This window comes from Kitasatospora sp. NPDC092039 (assembly GCF_044756065.1).
In the GTDB taxonomy this organism is placed as follows: Bacteria; Actinomycetota; Actinomycetes; order Streptomycetales; family Streptomycetaceae; genus Kitasatospora.
In genome coordinates, this window is record NZ_JBIVSD010000013.1 from 128,351 (window position 1) to 143,494 (window position 15,144).

The following is a 15,144-nucleotide window of genomic DNA, read 5'->3' on the forward strand; positions in this document are numbered from 1 at the left end:
GGTCTCGCCGACAAGCCCGGGCAGGCTGGCCGACAGACCTGGGCGCCCCAATTTGCTTGTTCACCTTACGAATTCTCAGAGCGAAACTTGAGGGTCCAGGTGTACAAGACTTAAACGAATAGGGGTTACGATCTCGGCTACCGAGCTCAGCGTTGAGTACCAGGAGTCAGATCGTGAGCGTCACCCAGAAGCCCTCCGGGGCGGTCGAGGCCCCCGCGCCCGGCCGCCTCGGCTTCGTCGTCTTCATCACCGCGGCAGCGGCCCTCGGCGGCTTCCTGTTCGGCTATGACAGCTCCGTGATCAACGGGGCCGTCTCCGGGATCCAGGAGAAGTTCGGCGTCGGCAGCGGCGTCACCGGCCTGATCGTCTCCTCGGCCCTGCTGGGCTCGGCGATCGGCGCCGCATTCGCCGGCCGGTTCGCCGACCGCTACGGCCGCATCAAGGTCATGAAGGCGGGCGCGCTGCTGTTCGCGGTCAGCGCGGTCGGCTCGATGCTGCCGTTCTCCGCCTGGGACCTCGCCCTGTGGCGCGTCCTCGGCGGCGCGGCCATCGGCATCGCGTCGGTGATCGCCCCGACCTACATCGCCGAGGTCGCGCCGACCAAGTACCGGGGGCGGCTGGCCTCCTTCCAGCAGGCCGCGATCGTCCTCGGCATCGCGATATCCCAGCTGGTCAACTGGGTGCTGGCGCAGGCGGCCGGCGGTGAGACCCGCGGCCACCTGCTCGGCCTGGAGGCCTGGCAGTGGATGCTCGGCATCTGCGTCATCCCGGCCGTGGTCTACTTCGTGCTCTCCTCGGTCATCCCCGAGTCCCCGCGCTACCTGATCCAGGCCGAGCGCCTGGACGACGCCCGCAAGGTGCTCGCCGAGGTCGAGGGCGAGGGCGTGGACGCCGACGCCCGGATCGCCGAGATCCAGTCGCTGATCGCCTCCGACCACCGCCCGCGCTTCCGCGACCTGCTCGGCGGCCGGTTCGGCCTGCTCCCGATCGTCTGGGTCGGCATCGGCCTGTCGGTTTTCCAGCAGCTGGTCGGCATCAACGTGATCTTCTACTACTCGTCGATCCTGTGGCAGTCGGTCGGCATCGACCAGAGCAACTCGCTGATGATCAGCTTCGTCGGCTCGGTGATCAACATCCTCGGCACGGTGATCGCGATCGTGCTGGTCGACCGGATCGGCCGCAAGCCGCTCGCCCTGATCGGCTCGGCCGGCATGGCGGTCGCGCTCGGCACGGCGGGCTGGGCCTTCTCCTCGGCCACCGGCAGCGGGGACAACCTCACCCTGCCCGACCTCCAGGGCACCGTCGCACTGGTCGCCGCCAACGCCTTCGTGCTGTTCTTCGCGCTGTCCTGGGGCGTGGTCGTCTGGGTGATGCTCGGCGAGATGTTCCCGAACCGGATCCGCGCCGCCGCACTCTCCGTCGCCGCCTCCGCGCAGTGGATCGCCAACTGGGCGATCACCGTCTCGTTCCCGTCCATGTCGCACTGGAACCTGTCGGCGACCTACCTGATCTATGCCGCCTTCGCCGCGCTGTCCATCCTCTTCGTGGCGAAGTTCATGAAGGAGACCAAGGGCGTCCGGCTGGAGGACATGGGCTGATCCGCCCGTCGGACTTCCCGGCCCCCGCACCCCGGCGCGACCAGCGCGCGGGTGCGGGGGCCGAATCGTTTCCGCAGGGCGACGGGCTCACGGGGCGGAGGGCGTCGGGGTTGTTCGGTTGGTCAGGGCGGTTGAGGCCGTCGGGGCGGTCCGGTCGGACCTGGCGTTTCGTCCGGTCACGGCCGCCGGCCGGCGCTTCACGGCCGCTCGGCGAGCCGGGCGTAGCGCAGGGCGAGCCCGTCCAGCAGCGCCTCCAGACCGGTCTCGAACGCGCCCTCGTCCACCGCCCCCCGGTGACCGGCCAGCCGGTGCGCCTCGCCGAGGTGCGGGTAGTCGGCCGCGTCGTAGACCTCGGCGTCCGCCGGGAACCCGGCCGCGAACGAGGCGAGCGCCGAACCGGTGACGAAGTAGCGCATCAGCGCGCCGATCCTGGTCGCCTGGCCGCGCGGCCACCCGGACTCGACCAGGTGGCCGAAGACGGCGTCGGCCAGCCGCAGCGCGTTCGGCCGCCGCCCGGGGCCCTGGGCCAGCACCGGGACGATGTTGGGGTGGGCGGCCAGCGCGGCCCGGTAGGAGCGGGCCCAGTCTCGCAGCGCCTGCGGCCAGGCAGGCCCGGCGGCCCCGAACATCGACAGGTCGACTTCGCCGATGACGCTGTCCACCACCGCGTCCAACAGGTCGTCCTTGGTGGCGAAGTGGTTGTAGAGCGAGGGTCCGCTGACCGACAGCTCGGTGGCGAGTCGGCGGGTGGACAGGGCGTCCAGTCCCTCGTCGTCGATCAGTCGCAGCGCGGCGGCGACGATGCGCTCGCGGCTGAGCAGCGGGGTGCGTGGACGGGCCATCGCGGCGGGTGCCTCCGGTTCCTCCGGTCGGGTGTGCTGGCGACCGATTCTGGCAGGTGCCCCTTCCCAGCGCGGGCCGGGCGGGGCTACAGTCCCCCCATAAAACTTGCAGCGCTAGTTTAATGGGCCCGGCCCCGACGCCGGGTCCGGACACCGGATTCGGGAGCCGCCGTGAACCTGGAGTTGTCCGAGGAGCAGAGCGCCGTCCGGGACCTCGCCGCCTCCTTCGCCGACCGCGAGATCGTGCCGTACGCCGCCGAGTGGGACCGCGCCGAGTCCGTCGACCGCGCGATCATCGGCAAGCTGGCGAAGGTCGGCTTCCTCGGGCTGACCATCCCGGAGGAGTACGGCGGCAGCGGCGGCGACCACCTCGCCTACTGCCTCGTCCTGGAGGAGCTCGGGCGCGGCGACTCGGCCGTGCGCGGGATCGTCTCGGTCTCGCTCGGCCTGGTCGGCAAGTCGGTCAACGCCTTCGGCACCGAGGAGCAGAAGCGGCACTGGCTGCCCCGGCTCACCTCGGGCGAGGCGCTCGCCTGCTTCGCGCTCACCGAGCCGGGCACCGGCTCCGACGCCGCCAACCTCACCACCCGGGCCGTCCGGGACGGCGACGACTGGCTGATCAGCGGCGCCAAGACGTTCATCACCAACGGCACCTGGGCCGACGTCGCCCTGGTCTTCGCCCGCACCGGCGGCGACGAGCCGGAGCAGCGCGGCCACCGGGGCATCACCGCCTTCCTCGTCCCCACCGACCTGCCCGGCTTCATCCGCACCGAGATCCACGGCAAGCTCGGCCTGCGCGGCCAGGCCACCGCCGGGCTCTCCTTCGAGGGCGTCCGGGTGCCGGACAGCGCCCGGCTCGGCGAGGTCGGCAAGGGGTTCACGGTGGCGATGGCCGCGCTGGCCAAGGGCCGGATGTCGGTGGCGGCCGGCTGCGTCGGCATCGCCCGCGCCTGCCTGGAGGCCGCCGTCCGCTACGCGGGCGAGCGCGAGCAGTTCGGCAGGCCGATCGCCTCGCACCAGCTCGTCCAGGAGCTGCTGGCCGGCATCGCCGTGGACGTCGAGGCGGCCCGCCTGCTCACCTGGAAGGTCGCCGACCACATCGAGCGCGGCCTGCCGTTCGCCACCGAGTCCTCCGTCGCCAAGCTGTACGCCAGCGAGGCCGCCGTCCGGGCCGCCAACAACGCGCTCCAGGTCTTCGGCGGCTACGGGTTCATCGACGAGTACCCCGTCGGCAAGTACCTGCGCGACGCGCGGGTGATGACCCTCTACGAGGGCACCAGCCAGATCCACCAACTGCTCATCGGCCGTGCCCTCACCGGCGTCAACGCCTTCTGACCCCGCCACGGGCAACTCCCAGCCCCGCCACCCGACAAGGAGCCCGACGACGTGCGTCCCGTCTACTTCGCCGCCGCCCGCCGCACACCCATCGGCCGGCTGCGCGGCGCGCTCGCCACGGTCCGCCCGGACGACCTCTCGGCCACCGTGCTGCGCGCCCTGCTCGCCGACGTACCCGCGCTCGACCCGGCCCGGATCGACGACGTCTACTGGGGCGCCGCCAACCAGGCCGGTGAGGACAACCGCAACGCCGCCCGGATGGCCGCGCTGCTGGCCGGCCTGCCGGAGACCGTCCCCGGAGCCACCGTCAACCGGCTCTGCGCCTCCGGCCTGGAGGCCGTCACCCTCGCCGCCCGGGCCATCGGCTCCGGCGAGGCGGAGGTGGTGCTGGCCGGCGGCTGCGAGTCGATGACCCGCGCCCCCTTCGTCCTGCCCCGCCCCGACGAGGCGCTGCCGCACCGGATGGAGACCTTCGACACCCGGCTCGGCTGGCGGCTCACCAACCCGCGGATGGCCGAACTGCACGGCGTGCTCAGCATGGGCGAGACCGCCGAGGAGGTGGCCGCCCGGTACGGCATCGGCCGGGAGCGCCAGGACGCCTTCGCGCTGCGCAGCCACCAGCGGGCCGGCGCCGCCCGCAAGGACGGGCACTTCGACGCCGAACTCGTCCCGGTCGAGCGGCCGGACGGGGTGACGGTGAGCCTGGACGAGGGCATCCGTGAGGACACCAGCCTGGCGAAGCTCGCCGGCCTCAAGCCGGTGTTCCGGCCCGGGGGCACCGTCACCGCCGGGAACGCCTCGCCGATGAACGACGGCGCGGCCGGGCTGGTCCTGGTCAGCGAGGAGGCGCTGCGCGACCTCGGGCTCCAGCCGCTCGGCCGGTACGTGGCCGGCGCCTCGGCCGGGGTGCACCCGGACGTCATGGGCATCGGCCCGGTGCCGGCCACGGCGAAGGTGCTCGCGCGGGCCGGTTGGTCGCTCGCCGACCTGGACACCGCCGAGCTGAACGAGGCCTTCGCCGCCCAGGCGCTCGCCTCCGCCGACGGGATCGGGTTCAGCCCGGAGCAGGCCGAGGAGGTGGTCAACCCCAGCGGCGGCGCGATCGCGCTCGGCCACCCCCTGGGCGGCTCCGGCGCCCGCATCCTCACCACCCTGCTGCACCGGATGCGCCGTACCGGCGCCCGGCGCGGCCTGGCCACCATGTGTGTGGGTGTGGGGCAGGGTACGGCCGTGCTGGTCGAGAACCTCTGACCACCGGCGGGGCGGGCGACAGCCCGGCGGGCGACGGGTGACGGGTGACGGGCGGCAACGGGTGCGACGAACAGATGACAGCTGATGAAATCCGTCAGTTGTCATCTGTCAGCTGTTAGCCGTCATCCGTTCGCTGTCGGCTGTCGGCCGTGTTCCGCCACTCGTCGTCGCCAGTTCGATCCAACTTCCAAGGAGTTCACATGACGCGGTTCGCGGGGAAGGTCGCCGTGGTGACCGGCGCGGCGCAGGGAATCGGGGCGGCCACCGCCCGTCTGCTGGCGGAGGAGGGCGCGGCGGTCGCGGTCGTCGACCTCACCGCCGAGCGGGCGGCCGGGACGGTCGCCGAGATCACCGCCAAGGGCGGCACCGCCCGGGCGTACGGCTGCGACGTGGCCGACTACGACGCCGTGGAGGCGGTGTTCGCGCAGGTCGCGGAGGACCTGGGCGGGGTGCACATTCTGGTCAACAACGCCGGGATCACCCGGGACAACCTGTTCTTCAGGATGCCGAAGTCCGACTGGGACGCGGTGCTGACGGTCAACCTGACCAGCGCGTACAACTGCAGCCACGTGGCGCAGAAGTACATGGTCGCGCAGAAGTACGGGAAGATCGTCTCGCTCAGCTCGCGCTCGGCCCTCGGCAACCGGGGCCAGGCCAACTACGCGGCCGCGAAGGCCGGCATCCAGGGCCTCACCGCGACCCTGGCGATCGAGCTCGGGCCGTTCAACATCAACGTCAACGCCGTCGCCCCCGGGTACATCGCCACCGCGATGACCGCGGCCACCGCCGAGCGGGTCGGCAGCAACGCCGAGGAGCACCAGGCCGAGGTCGCCGCCCGGACGCCGCTGCGCCGGGTCGGGCAGCCGGAGGAGGTCGCCTCGGTCGTCGCCTTCCTGGCCAGCGAGGAGGCGTCCTACGTCAGCGGGCAGACGCTGTACGTCAACGGCGGGGCGCGCTAGACGCTTTCCTGACGCACCGTCACCGGGTCGTCCCAGGTGGGGGGTTACCTTCCCCTGGGGCGACCTTTACCTTTTCGCGTGGCCGAGCCTGACCATAACCATGATCACACGACCCCACCAAATGACTATGGCATGATCATGCGGCTCTCGATGGGATGGCCGGACCGACCCGACCGAACCAGGTCGGGCCCTGCGCCCCAAGGAGCCCCATGGGCAGCCCCGCCACCCTCCGCCGCGCCCTGGCCCTGCTCGCCGTGGGGGCCACCGCCCTCACGGCCGGCACCGTCGCCGTCCCGGCCGCCGGCACCGCGATCGCCGCCCCCGCGCACGACCTCGCGGGCGTCCACGTCCGCCCCGCCTCCTTCGGGCACCACAACGCCCAGGGCCGCGTCGCCCCGCTGAGCACCGCCCAGTGCGTCAGCCAGCTCGGCATCCACTGCTACTCGCCGCTCCAGTACCGGACCGCCTACAACCTGGACCCGCTGTACCAGGAGGGCATCACCGGCAAGGGCCGCACGATCGTCATCGTCGACTCCTTCGGCTCGCCGACCATCCAGCACGACCTGGAGGTCTTCGACAAGCAGTGGGGCATCCCGGACACCAACGTCGAGGTGGTCAAGTGGGGCAACGTCCCCGACTTCGACCCGAAGAACCCCGACCACACCGGCTGGGCCGGCGAGACCACCCTGGACGTCGAGTACGCCCACGCGGTCGCCCCCGACGCGCACATCATCCTGGTCGAGACCGGTGTCGCCGAGACCGAGGGCACCACCGGCCTGCCCGAGATGATGGACGCCGAGAAGAGCCTCATCAAGCAGGGCCGGGCCGACGTCATCTCGCAGAGCTTCGGTGCCACCGAGAACACCTTCCCGGGCTTCGACAAGGGCGACTTCAAGTCGCTCACCGACCTGCGGTACGCCTTCCAGGCCGCCGCCGACCACAACGTCACCGTGCTCGCCGCCTCCGGCGACAACGGCGCCACCGACGCCAAGGAGAACGGCACCGACCTGTACCCGTACAAGGTCAACTCCTGGCCGTCCTCGGACCCGCTGGTCACCTCCATCGGCGGCACCCAGCTCACCCTGGACGACGCCGGCAACCGCACCGCGCCCGACAAGGTGTGGCACGACAAGTCCGGTGCCGGCGGCGGTGGCGTCTCGGGCGTCTTCGAGCGCCCGTGGTACCAGGCCGGCGTTGCCAACGTCACCGGCAACCACCGCGGCACCCCGGACATCAGCATGAGCGCGGCCGTGGACGGCGCCGCCTGGACCTACGAGTCCTACGACCCGACCTCGGTCGGCTGGCACCTCACCGGCGGCACCAGCGAGGCCACCCCGCTGTTCTCGGGCGTCGTCGCGCTCGCCGACCAGCTCGCCGGCCACCGCCTCGGCCAGCTCAACTGGCGCCTGTACGGGCTGAACCTGCTGCCGGGCAAGTGGAGCGGCATCGTGGACGTGAAGCAGGGCGACAACAGCTGGGAAGGCGTCACCGGCTACAACGCCACCGAGGGCTACGACCTCGCCAGCGGCCTGGGCACCATCGACGGGGCGAAGTTCGTGCACGCGGTCGCCGGTCGCTGAGCGGGCGAACCGCCGGGGCGGCGGGTGACGGGTAACCGCTGACAGCGAACAGCTGACAGATTTTGAAATCTGTCAGCTGTTCGCTGTTTTCTGTCTGCTGTTCGCTGTTCGCCGCCGACCGTCAGCCGTCAGCTGACGGTCGGCGGTCGGCGGTCAGCTGGTGGTGGTCGGCGGTCAGCTGGTGGCGGCCAGCTGGGCGAGGTAGCGCTCGGCGGCGCGGAGCTTGCGGCCGTCAGGGCCCGGAAGGTAGGCACGCAGCTCGATGATCTCGGGGGCGATCCGGATGGCCTCCGCGCGGTCGCCGATCGCACGCCAGCAGGCCTCGGCGTTGGTGGCCGCCCGCTGGGTTTCCGGGTGCTCCGGGCCCTGCGAGCGGAGCAGCGTCAGCGCCACCTCGCGGTAGATGTCCGCGGCCTCGGCCGACCGGCCCGCGAGCCGGCAGACGTGCGCCCGGACCTGCCGGACCTGCAGCACCGGCTCGGAGACGGCGCCGTGCTCGGCGATCGCCTCCAGTTCGAGGGCGAAGGCCAGGTCGGTGGCGGCGGCGTGGTCCCCGGCCTCGGCGCTGCGGACGATCCGTCCGATGACCTCGCGGTAGTCCGCCCGGGGCCGGCCGGCCGCAGCGGCCTCGTCGGCCGGGGGCTCGGCCGAGGTGTCGGTAGGAGCATCGGTCGGCGCGGGCGGCTCCTCGGCGGCCACCTCGTCGGCCGGGAGTTCGTCCTGCGGCACGGCGTCGGCCGGTACCGCCTCGACCGGTACCGCCTCGGCCGGTACCGCCTGGGCCGGCACCTCGTCAGCAGGCACCTCGTCGACCGGAGCCACGTCGGCGGGCTCCTGGACGCCGGCCGGCGCCTCGTCGGCCGACGGCTCCTCGGCGGGCAGCTCGTCCGCCGACACGTCCTCCGCCAGGACCGCGTCCCCGGGCTCCTCCGCCGCCTCGGGCACCTCCACGGCCTCCGGCGCCTCCTCGGCGACCTCCTCGGCGACCTCCTCGGGCGCGCCCTCGCTCGCCCCCTCCGCCTCCGCCTCGGCGACCTCCTCGGCAGCCGCGGCGACCTCCTCGACCGCCTCCTCGGCAGCCGCAGCCTCCGCCTCGGGCTCGGCCTCGGCGGCCAAGGCCGCCTCCTCCTGCGGGAGTTCGGGCCCGGTGACGGCGTCGTCCACCGGCTCCGGCCGGGACTTGAGGAGCGTGACGCCCGCCGGGCGCGCGCTGTCCTGGGGCGCGGCATCGGCCGGGACGGGCTTGCGCAGGGTCACGCCCGGCGTCTCGACGGTGCCGCCCGCCTTCACGAGGCTGACCGGGCGGGCCGGGCGCGGCGGAGTGGGCGGCACACCCGGCTTGGCCAGGCTGACCCGACCGCCCGTGGCGACCGGGGACCCGGCGGTCCCGGTGGTCTCGGAGGGCCACACGGGCACCCCGGCCGGGTCCGGCACCGGCCGCTCGGGGACGGCGTCCCGCGGCTCCGTCGAACGCGGCAGCGGCGGCACCGGAGTCGGCACCTCGGCCGGCAGTCCCTCGCCGCGACGGGCGGTGTTGCGGAAGACCGGGCGGTCCGGGGCGTGTGTGGCCAGGATGACCACGTCCGGCCGCAGCACCGAGTACACCTGCTGCCGCAGCTGCTCGGGCGCGAGCACCTCGCCCGCGCCGGGCCGGCCGCCGTGCAGCGCCTCGATCAGGGCGCGGGTGAAGGTGCCGATCTGCTCCGGGTCCGGGCTGACCACCGCCCACAGCGGGATGCCCTCGCTGAGCGGCGAGACGGTGCCCTGGAGGTACGGCCAGGCGTTCTGGTCGGCGCTCAGGTCGGCGATGACGAGGGTCTGCCACTCGGCCGGACGGTGGCTCAGCTCGGCGGCGATGGCGTGCCAGGGGAGGCCGTCCTGCTTGGCGTCGCGCAGGGTCAGCTGGAGCTGCCCGCCGCGCTTGTCGGCGACGACGTGGCCGCCCAGGTGGATCAGCAGCGGTCCGGGGTGCCGGGAGGCGGCGCGCAGGTGGGCGAGGACGGTGTGCGGGTCACCGGCGCCGGGGAGGTGGACGGCGTCCACCGCGTCCGCGGCGAGCAGCACCTGCGGCGAGACGGCGGCGAGCATCGCCGAGAGGACCGGCGCCTGGGTCGGTCCTCCACGGCCCCAGGTACGGCGGCCGGAGTTGCCGTACCCGCCCTCGATCACCAGGATCCGTCCGCGCGGCGCGGCACCGAGCCCGCCCGCTCCGACGGCGGCGGCAACCGGCGCCGCGCTCGGGACCGGGAACGGCGGCGGGGTCGCCGCGGACGCGGCCCCGGCGGCGGGCAGCCCGGTGAGGGTCCATCCGGTGGGCGGAACGGGCGGCGCGACCGGGGGCGCGGGCGGTGACGTGGGCGCCTGCCCGACCGGCGGCATGCCTCCCTGCACTCCCCCTTGCGTGCCCGACCCGGCCGCCGGCGCGACACTCGAAGCGGCACCCGGCGCGCCATCCGTACCGGAAGCGGCACCCGGCACAGGAGCGGTGACGGGCACGGGAGCGGGAGCGAGCGGAGGCGCCGGCGGCGGCTCGTACAGCGCGGCGGGCCCGGGCGGGTGCTCCTCGGCCGGGAGGCGCGGGGGCGGCGGTACGGCGTCCCAGGGACCCGAGTCCGCCGCCGGGTCGGGACCTCCGGAAACCGCTGTCGTCTCCGTCATCTCCTGGTCACCGCCCCGCCCCGCCGCTCCCGCGGCGTCTGATGCCCTTGACTGCGTGGTGCCTGCCACCACACTCCGTGCGCGCCACCCTACGAGATCCCGGCTCACCCGTTCCAGGCCGGGTGGCCGATCGACACCCCCCATCCGCACCACCCGGCTCGCCCGGCCCCGCTAAGGTGCCGTTGTGACCGACACCGGCCGCCCCTTGCTGTTCCTGGACGTGGACGGCCCGCTGATCCCGTTCGGCGCCCCGCCTCCGGGCGGCTACCCCACCTTCCGCAGCCCCTACCTCCCGCCCGGAGCGACCCCGGGCGGGAATCCCCTGATCGCCCGGGTGGACCCGGAGTTGGGGCCGCGGCTGCTGAGCCTGCCGGGCGATCCGGTGTGGGCCAGCACCTGGCTGGAGGACGCCAACGAGTGCCTCGCGCCCTGGCTCGGCCTGCCCCGACTACCCGTCGTGGGCTGGCCGGTGGACACCCCGGACACCACAAGCGCCACCAGCGCCGGGGTGGAGCCGTACGGCCTGCACTGGAAGACCCGGACGCTGGTCGCCTGGGCTGGCGGGCGGCCGTTCGCCTGGGTGGACGACGAGATCTCCGACACCGACCGCCGCTGGGTCGCCGCCCACTCCTCCGCGCGCGCCCTGCTCCACCGGGTGGACCCCCGACGCGGGCTCACCGAGGCGGACTTCACCGTCCTGGACGCCTGGCTGCGCACGCCCTGACCGGCCCCCGGCCACCGGCTCCCGCCGCCCGCCGCCCGCCGCCCGCCGCCCGGCGACCCGCCGACCCGCCGACCCGCCGACCCGCCGACCGCATCCGTACGGAACTCCCACACGGCCGCCACATCCGCCGTCGGCCCGCCGGCCCCGTCAACACGACGGCCCGGCCACCCCCGCAGGAGTGACCGGGCCGTCGGAGAACCGCGTCAGGAACCCGCGAGCAGGTCCCGCAGCAGGGCGACGGTGTCCGCGTCCAGGTCCCGCCCGGTGCGCCGGCTGAGCGCGTCCAACCGGTTGACGGCGCGCAGGAGTTGGTCCCGGGCGCCGGCCGAGGCGTAGGCGTAGAAGAGGTCCCGGTGCAGCAGCTCGACGTCCGGGGCGACGGCGAGGCCGCGGAAGACGGCGGCCTCGGCGCTGCGGTGGTCGCCGTACTGCAGGCGGCGGGCGGCCAGTTCGTGGGCCGTGTCGACGATCGCCGCGATCATGTCCTGCCGCTCGGCCTCCGCCCAGCCGTACGAGGCCGGCGGGGCCTCGGCGAACGGCGCGCCGCGGACCAGGGCCAGGGCGTGGGCGAGGGCCGCGTCGGCGGTGGCACTGGTGCTGCGCATGCCGCGCCGGTAGAGGCTGCGGAACTCGTCCCAGTCGCAGGTGACCGCCGGGGCGAAGGAGTAGCCCTCGGTGCCCTCGGTGGGCAGGAAGGCGCGGCCCTCCGCCGAGGTCCCGAACCAGGCGGCCAGATCGGCGAGTTTGGCGGGCAGCGGGCTCTCGGCGTCGGCCGAGGTGGGGTGCGGGTCGAGGTGCGCCGCGCCGGGGTGCAGGTCGTGGTCGAGCGCGAGGTGGTCGGAACCCGGCCTCAGCGCCAGGTAGACGGCCAGCTCGGTGAGCCGGGGCAGCGCGCCGGGATCGGCGGTGCCGAGGACCCCCGCGACGTCCACCGGACCGAGCAACCGGATCCGGGGGGCGTTGCGCTGGGCGTGCGCCTCCGGGGAGCGGAGGATGGCGAGCAGGTCGTCGCTGTCGCTGCGCCCGGTCGCGGTCCGGGCGGCCGCGGCGACCGCGGCGGGGCCGGGCTCGCCGACGGGCTCGGGCCCCTCCACAACGGCGGCGCCCGCGCTCTCCGTGGAATCCGCGGTCCTCGCGGCTGCCGCGGAACCCTCGGTCCCGACGGTCTCCGCGACCCCGGCCGGCCCGGTCCCGAGAGCGGCGGCGGACGCGGGAGCGGCCTCCGGAACGGGCTCGACCGGCGGTTCCGTCTCCTCGACCGTCTTCGACCCCGCCGGCTGCTCCCCCACCGGCTCCGCCACGACGGGCTGCGGGGCGACGGGCTGCGGCACGACCGGCTGGACGGCGAGCACGACCGTCGCCGTGGACTCCGAGGAGGCGTCCCCCGACTCCTCCGCCCCCTCGCCCTCCGGCAGGCCGGGCCGCCGCAGGTCCCGGGTGGTCTCGTCGGTGGCCGCCTGCCGCCCCTGCCCGTTGACGACGAACCGCGCCGGACCGGCCGGAACCGGAGCCGGCACAGGAGCCGGTACGGGAACCGGAGCCGGAGCCGAGGCCGAAGCCGCGGGCGGCAGGGCGGCGGGAGTCGGAGCAGGCGTCACCGGATCGGTTCCCGCGAACGGGCTGGCCCCGGTGCCGATGACCCGGGCGAGCAGCCGGGGACCGGCTGCCGATTCCGCACCCTCCTCCGCCCCGCTGGTCAGGGCCCCGGCGACCGGCTTGCCACCCACCGCCGTACCACCCACCGACTCGCCGCCGACCGAGGCGCCGACGGCGACCGGAGCCCCGACGCCGGCCAGCACCGGTACCGCGGCGGGCAGTTCGGTGGTGTCGGTGTCGTCCTCCGGCCCGTCCAGCGTCCAGGCCGGGGCCGGGTGCTGGGTGGTGTCGTCGGCGACCCGCAGCAGCTCGGCGACCTGGTCGTACTGCTGCCCGCTGAGCCGCTGCAGCTCGACCGTGAGGTGCAGGCCCGGGATCGCGGCCTGACCGGAGGTCGGCAGCGTCCAGCGGGCGACCGGGCCGGTGCCGCGCTCGGGGGCACGGGTGACGACGGCGACGCAGGTGCGTGGCCGGGCGTCGAGCAGACGCCCGAGCTCGGCCGGGACGTCCCCGCCGGGCTGGTGGGCGCAGAGCACGATCTCGGGCGTCCAGGACTCGTCGGCCTGGCCCCGGCTGCGGGCCTCGCGCGGGCTGGTGGCCTCGGCGGCGACCAGGGTGGCGCGGGCCTTGGCGGTGCGCGGGCCGAGGGCGGCGAGCGCGGCCTCCAGGGTGGGGTGGCGGTGCACGCGTTCGGCGGCCGGGCCGCTGATCGGCACCTCCTCGGCGAGGTCGACCAGGTGCAGGTGGAGCCGGTCGGCGAGCGGGCTGTGGGCCAGTTCGATGGCCAGGGTGCGCAGCACGTCGCGGGCGTCGTCCGGGTGGCCGGACAGGTGGAGCAGCCGGACGGCCTCCAGGTCGGCGAGGACCACCGAGCCGTCCGGCGAGGTGCCGAGGGTGACCAGCGCGGGGTACGGCGCGGCGGTCTTCCGGGCCTGGGCGGGGCTGAGCAGGTCGCCCGAGTCGGCGCTGCACCACCACACGTTGGCGGCGTGCGCGGCGCGGAACGGCGCGATCGGGGTGGCCGGGCCGGACAGGTGCAGCTCGACGGTCTGACCCTGGGTGATCCGGGCGGCGACGATGGCGGGCAGCCGCTTGCCACCGCGCACGGTGTTGCGGGCCAGGGTGCGCAGGGCGCGGTCCAGCAGGTCCAGTCCGGCCTGGTCCTGCCGGGCCATCAGCTCGTTCTCGAAGGCGGCGGCCTCGGCGCCGGGCATCGCGATGCGGTGCCGGGGGCGGCGGGCACGCTGCTGGGTGCCGCGCTTGTGGGCGACGGTGCCGACCATGACGGCGGCGAGCAGCACGCCGACGGTGGAGGCGGAGAGGGCGACGGTGTAGTCGTCGCTGGGAGCCTGATCGGCGTGCGCGGCGGGGGCGGGCGCGTGGGCGGACGCGGGCGCCGGGGCCGACTGCGGCGCACCCTGCGTGGGAGCACCCGGCGCAGGCGCCGGGGCCTGGTCGGCGGGAGCCGGCGCGGGCGCCGGAGCAGGCGCGGGCGCAGGCTCGGGCGCAGGCGCAGGAGCCTGGTCGGCCGGCGCCGGAGCGGCACCCCCCGCCCCCGGCACCGCGAGCACCATCCCCGGCACCACCACGTCCGGATCGGTCAGCCGCTCCCCGTCCGGGGCCTGCACCCCCTTGTTCGCCTCGAACAGCTGCGGCCACTGCTCCCCGTCGCCCAACTCCCGCTGGGCGATGGCCGACAGGCTGTCCCCGGCCTGGACGGTGACGGTCCGCTGTCCACCGGAACCACCCGCATCGCCCGGTCCGCCGGCGCCACCCGCACCGCCGGAACCGGCCTGCGGCGCCCCCTGCGGCGCGTCCTGCGCCGCGTCCCCCGAAGGACCGGGGGCCGGCGCCGGAGTCCTCGCCTCGTCCGGCTTGGCGTCCGCCGGCATCAGCAGCTCCCAGCCCGGCTGGATCGGCCGCTCGGCGTCGAAGCGGACGCCCGAATCGCCCATCGTCCGGCCCTCGTTGAGCTTGGCGATCTCCACCCAGCGCTCCCCCGAGCCCAGTTGGCGCTCGGCGATGGACCACAGGCTGTCGGCCGGGCGAGCGTCCCGCACCGTGTACGTGGTCTGCTGCTCGGCGGCCGGGGTCAGGGCCGGCGCGGCCTGCGCGGCGGGCAGTGCGGCGCGCTGCACGCCGGGTGTCAACTGCGCCTGGACGGCCGGGCGCTGAGCCGGTTCGGGGACGGCCGCGAAGGCCGAGCCGGCCACCGGCAGCAGCGCGAGCACCGAGCCGACCAGCCCGGCCGCGAGCCGCTGGCTCCAGCCGAAGGCCGGGATGCGGCGGGCGATCCGGCCGCGCAGCTGGGCGGGGACCTCCAGCAGGACGGAGAGCGCGAAGCAGGCCCAGGCGATCCAGCCGACCACCACCAGCGCCCACAGGAACAGGCTTCCGTCGTCCGGGCTGGTGAGCGCCTCGCCCACCCCGCCCGAGGCGACCCCGCCCATCCCGGCGACCGCGTCGGTGCCGTACAGCAGCAGCGCGGGGACGCCGAACAGCAGGACGAGCAGGGTGACCAGAGCACCGAGCGCGGTGATCACGGCCCGACCGCGTCCCCGGGGTGGTCGGGGCGCCGGGGCGGCGGGCCCTCGGGCGCCG

General features: G+C 74.8%; 9 protein-coding genes. 6 read left to right on the forward strand and 3 right to left on the reverse strand.

Features of this window, described 5'->3' with window-relative positions; genetic code table 11:
* Positions 1-170 precede the first annotated feature (170 nt).
* Positions 171-1,598 carry a sugar porter family MFS transporter gene (locus ACIQI7_RS24850; RefSeq protein WP_387756824.1) on the forward strand — a complete coding sequence of 476 codons (1,428 nt, stop codon included), beginning with the start codon at positions 171-173 and terminating at the stop codon, positions 1,596-1,598.
* Between the two features lie 197 nt (positions 1,599-1,795).
* Here the strand turns inward: ACIQI7_RS24850 and ACIQI7_RS24855 are convergent, their stop codons facing one another.
* Complete coding sequence (locus tag ACIQI7_RS24855; protein WP_401113400.1) at positions 1,796-2,440, reverse strand: TetR/AcrR family transcriptional regulator C-terminal domain-containing protein; 645 nt, start codon at positions 2,438-2,440, stop codon at positions 1,796-1,798.
* A 171-nt stretch (positions 2,441-2,611) separates the two neighbouring features.
* Between ACIQI7_RS24855 and ACIQI7_RS24860 the strand changes: the two genes are divergently transcribed.
* The 4 genes from ACIQI7_RS24860 (at position 2,612) to ACIQI7_RS24875 (ending at position 7,565) form a co-directional block, all read left to right on the forward strand.
* Positions 2,612-3,775: an acyl-CoA dehydrogenase family protein gene (locus tag ACIQI7_RS24860; protein ID WP_401113402.1), complete on the forward strand. Its 1,164-nt coding sequence runs from the start codon at positions 2,612-2,614 to the stop codon at positions 3,773-3,775.
* A 51-nt stretch (positions 3,776-3,826) separates the two neighbouring features.
* A complete protein-coding gene (locus ACIQI7_RS24865; protein WP_401113404.1) occupies positions 3,827-5,026 on the forward strand; it encodes a thiolase family protein in 1,200 nt (399 codons plus the stop codon).
* Between the two features lie 200 nt (positions 5,027-5,226).
* Complete coding sequence (gene fabG, locus ACIQI7_RS24870; RefSeq protein WP_401113405.1) at positions 5,227-5,985, forward strand: 3-oxoacyl-ACP reductase FabG; 759 nt, start codon at positions 5,227-5,229, stop codon at positions 5,983-5,985.
* 209 nt (positions 5,986-6,194) lie between these two features.
* Complete coding sequence (locus ACIQI7_RS24875; protein ID WP_401113407.1) at positions 6,195-7,565, forward strand: S8 family serine peptidase; 1,371 nt, start codon at positions 6,195-6,197, stop codon at positions 7,563-7,565.
* 174 nt (positions 7,566-7,739) lie between these two features.
* Here the strand turns inward: ACIQI7_RS24875 and ACIQI7_RS24880 are convergent, their stop codons facing one another.
* Positions 7,740-9,944, reverse strand: coding sequence for a hypothetical protein (locus ACIQI7_RS24880; RefSeq protein WP_401113409.1), 2,205 nt, complete (start codon positions 9,942-9,944; stop codon positions 7,740-7,742).
* A 463-nt stretch (positions 9,945-10,407) separates the two neighbouring features.
* Here ACIQI7_RS24880 and ACIQI7_RS24885 point away from each other — a divergent pair, with 463 nt between their 5' ends.
* Positions 10,408-10,947 (forward strand): HAD domain-containing protein, encoded by a 540-nt coding sequence (locus ACIQI7_RS24885; RefSeq protein ID WP_401113410.1) that lies wholly within the window; start codon positions 10,408-10,410, stop codon positions 10,945-10,947.
* 203 nt (positions 10,948-11,150) lie between these two features.
* Here the strand turns inward: ACIQI7_RS24885 and ACIQI7_RS24890 are convergent, their stop codons facing one another.
* The gene (locus ACIQI7_RS24890; protein WP_401113412.1) at positions 11,151-15,086 is read right to left on the reverse strand and encodes a LysM peptidoglycan-binding domain-containing protein; all 3,936 of its coding nucleotides are present in this window, start codon (positions 15,084-15,086) and stop codon (positions 11,151-11,153) included.
* Between the last annotated feature and the right edge of the window lie 58 nt (positions 15,087-15,144).

Bases quoted from the DNA above. Each gene is read 5' to 3' on its own strand.
- ACIQI7_RS24855 (WP_401113400.1), bottom strand. From the start codon at position 2,440: ATGGCCCGTCCACGCACCCCGCTGCTCAGCCGCGAGCGCATCGTCGCC.
- fabG (WP_401113405.1), top strand. From the start codon at position 5,227: ATGACGCGGTTCGCGGGGAAGGTCGCCGTGGTGACCGGCGCGGCGCAG.
- ACIQI7_RS24875 (WP_401113407.1), top strand. From the start codon at position 6,195: ATGGGCAGCCCCGCCACCCTCCGCCGCGCCCTGGCCCTGCTCGCCGTG.
- ACIQI7_RS24880 (WP_401113409.1), bottom strand. From the start codon at position 9,944: ATGCCGCCGGTCGGGCAGGCGCCCACGTCACCGCCCGCGCCCCCGGTC.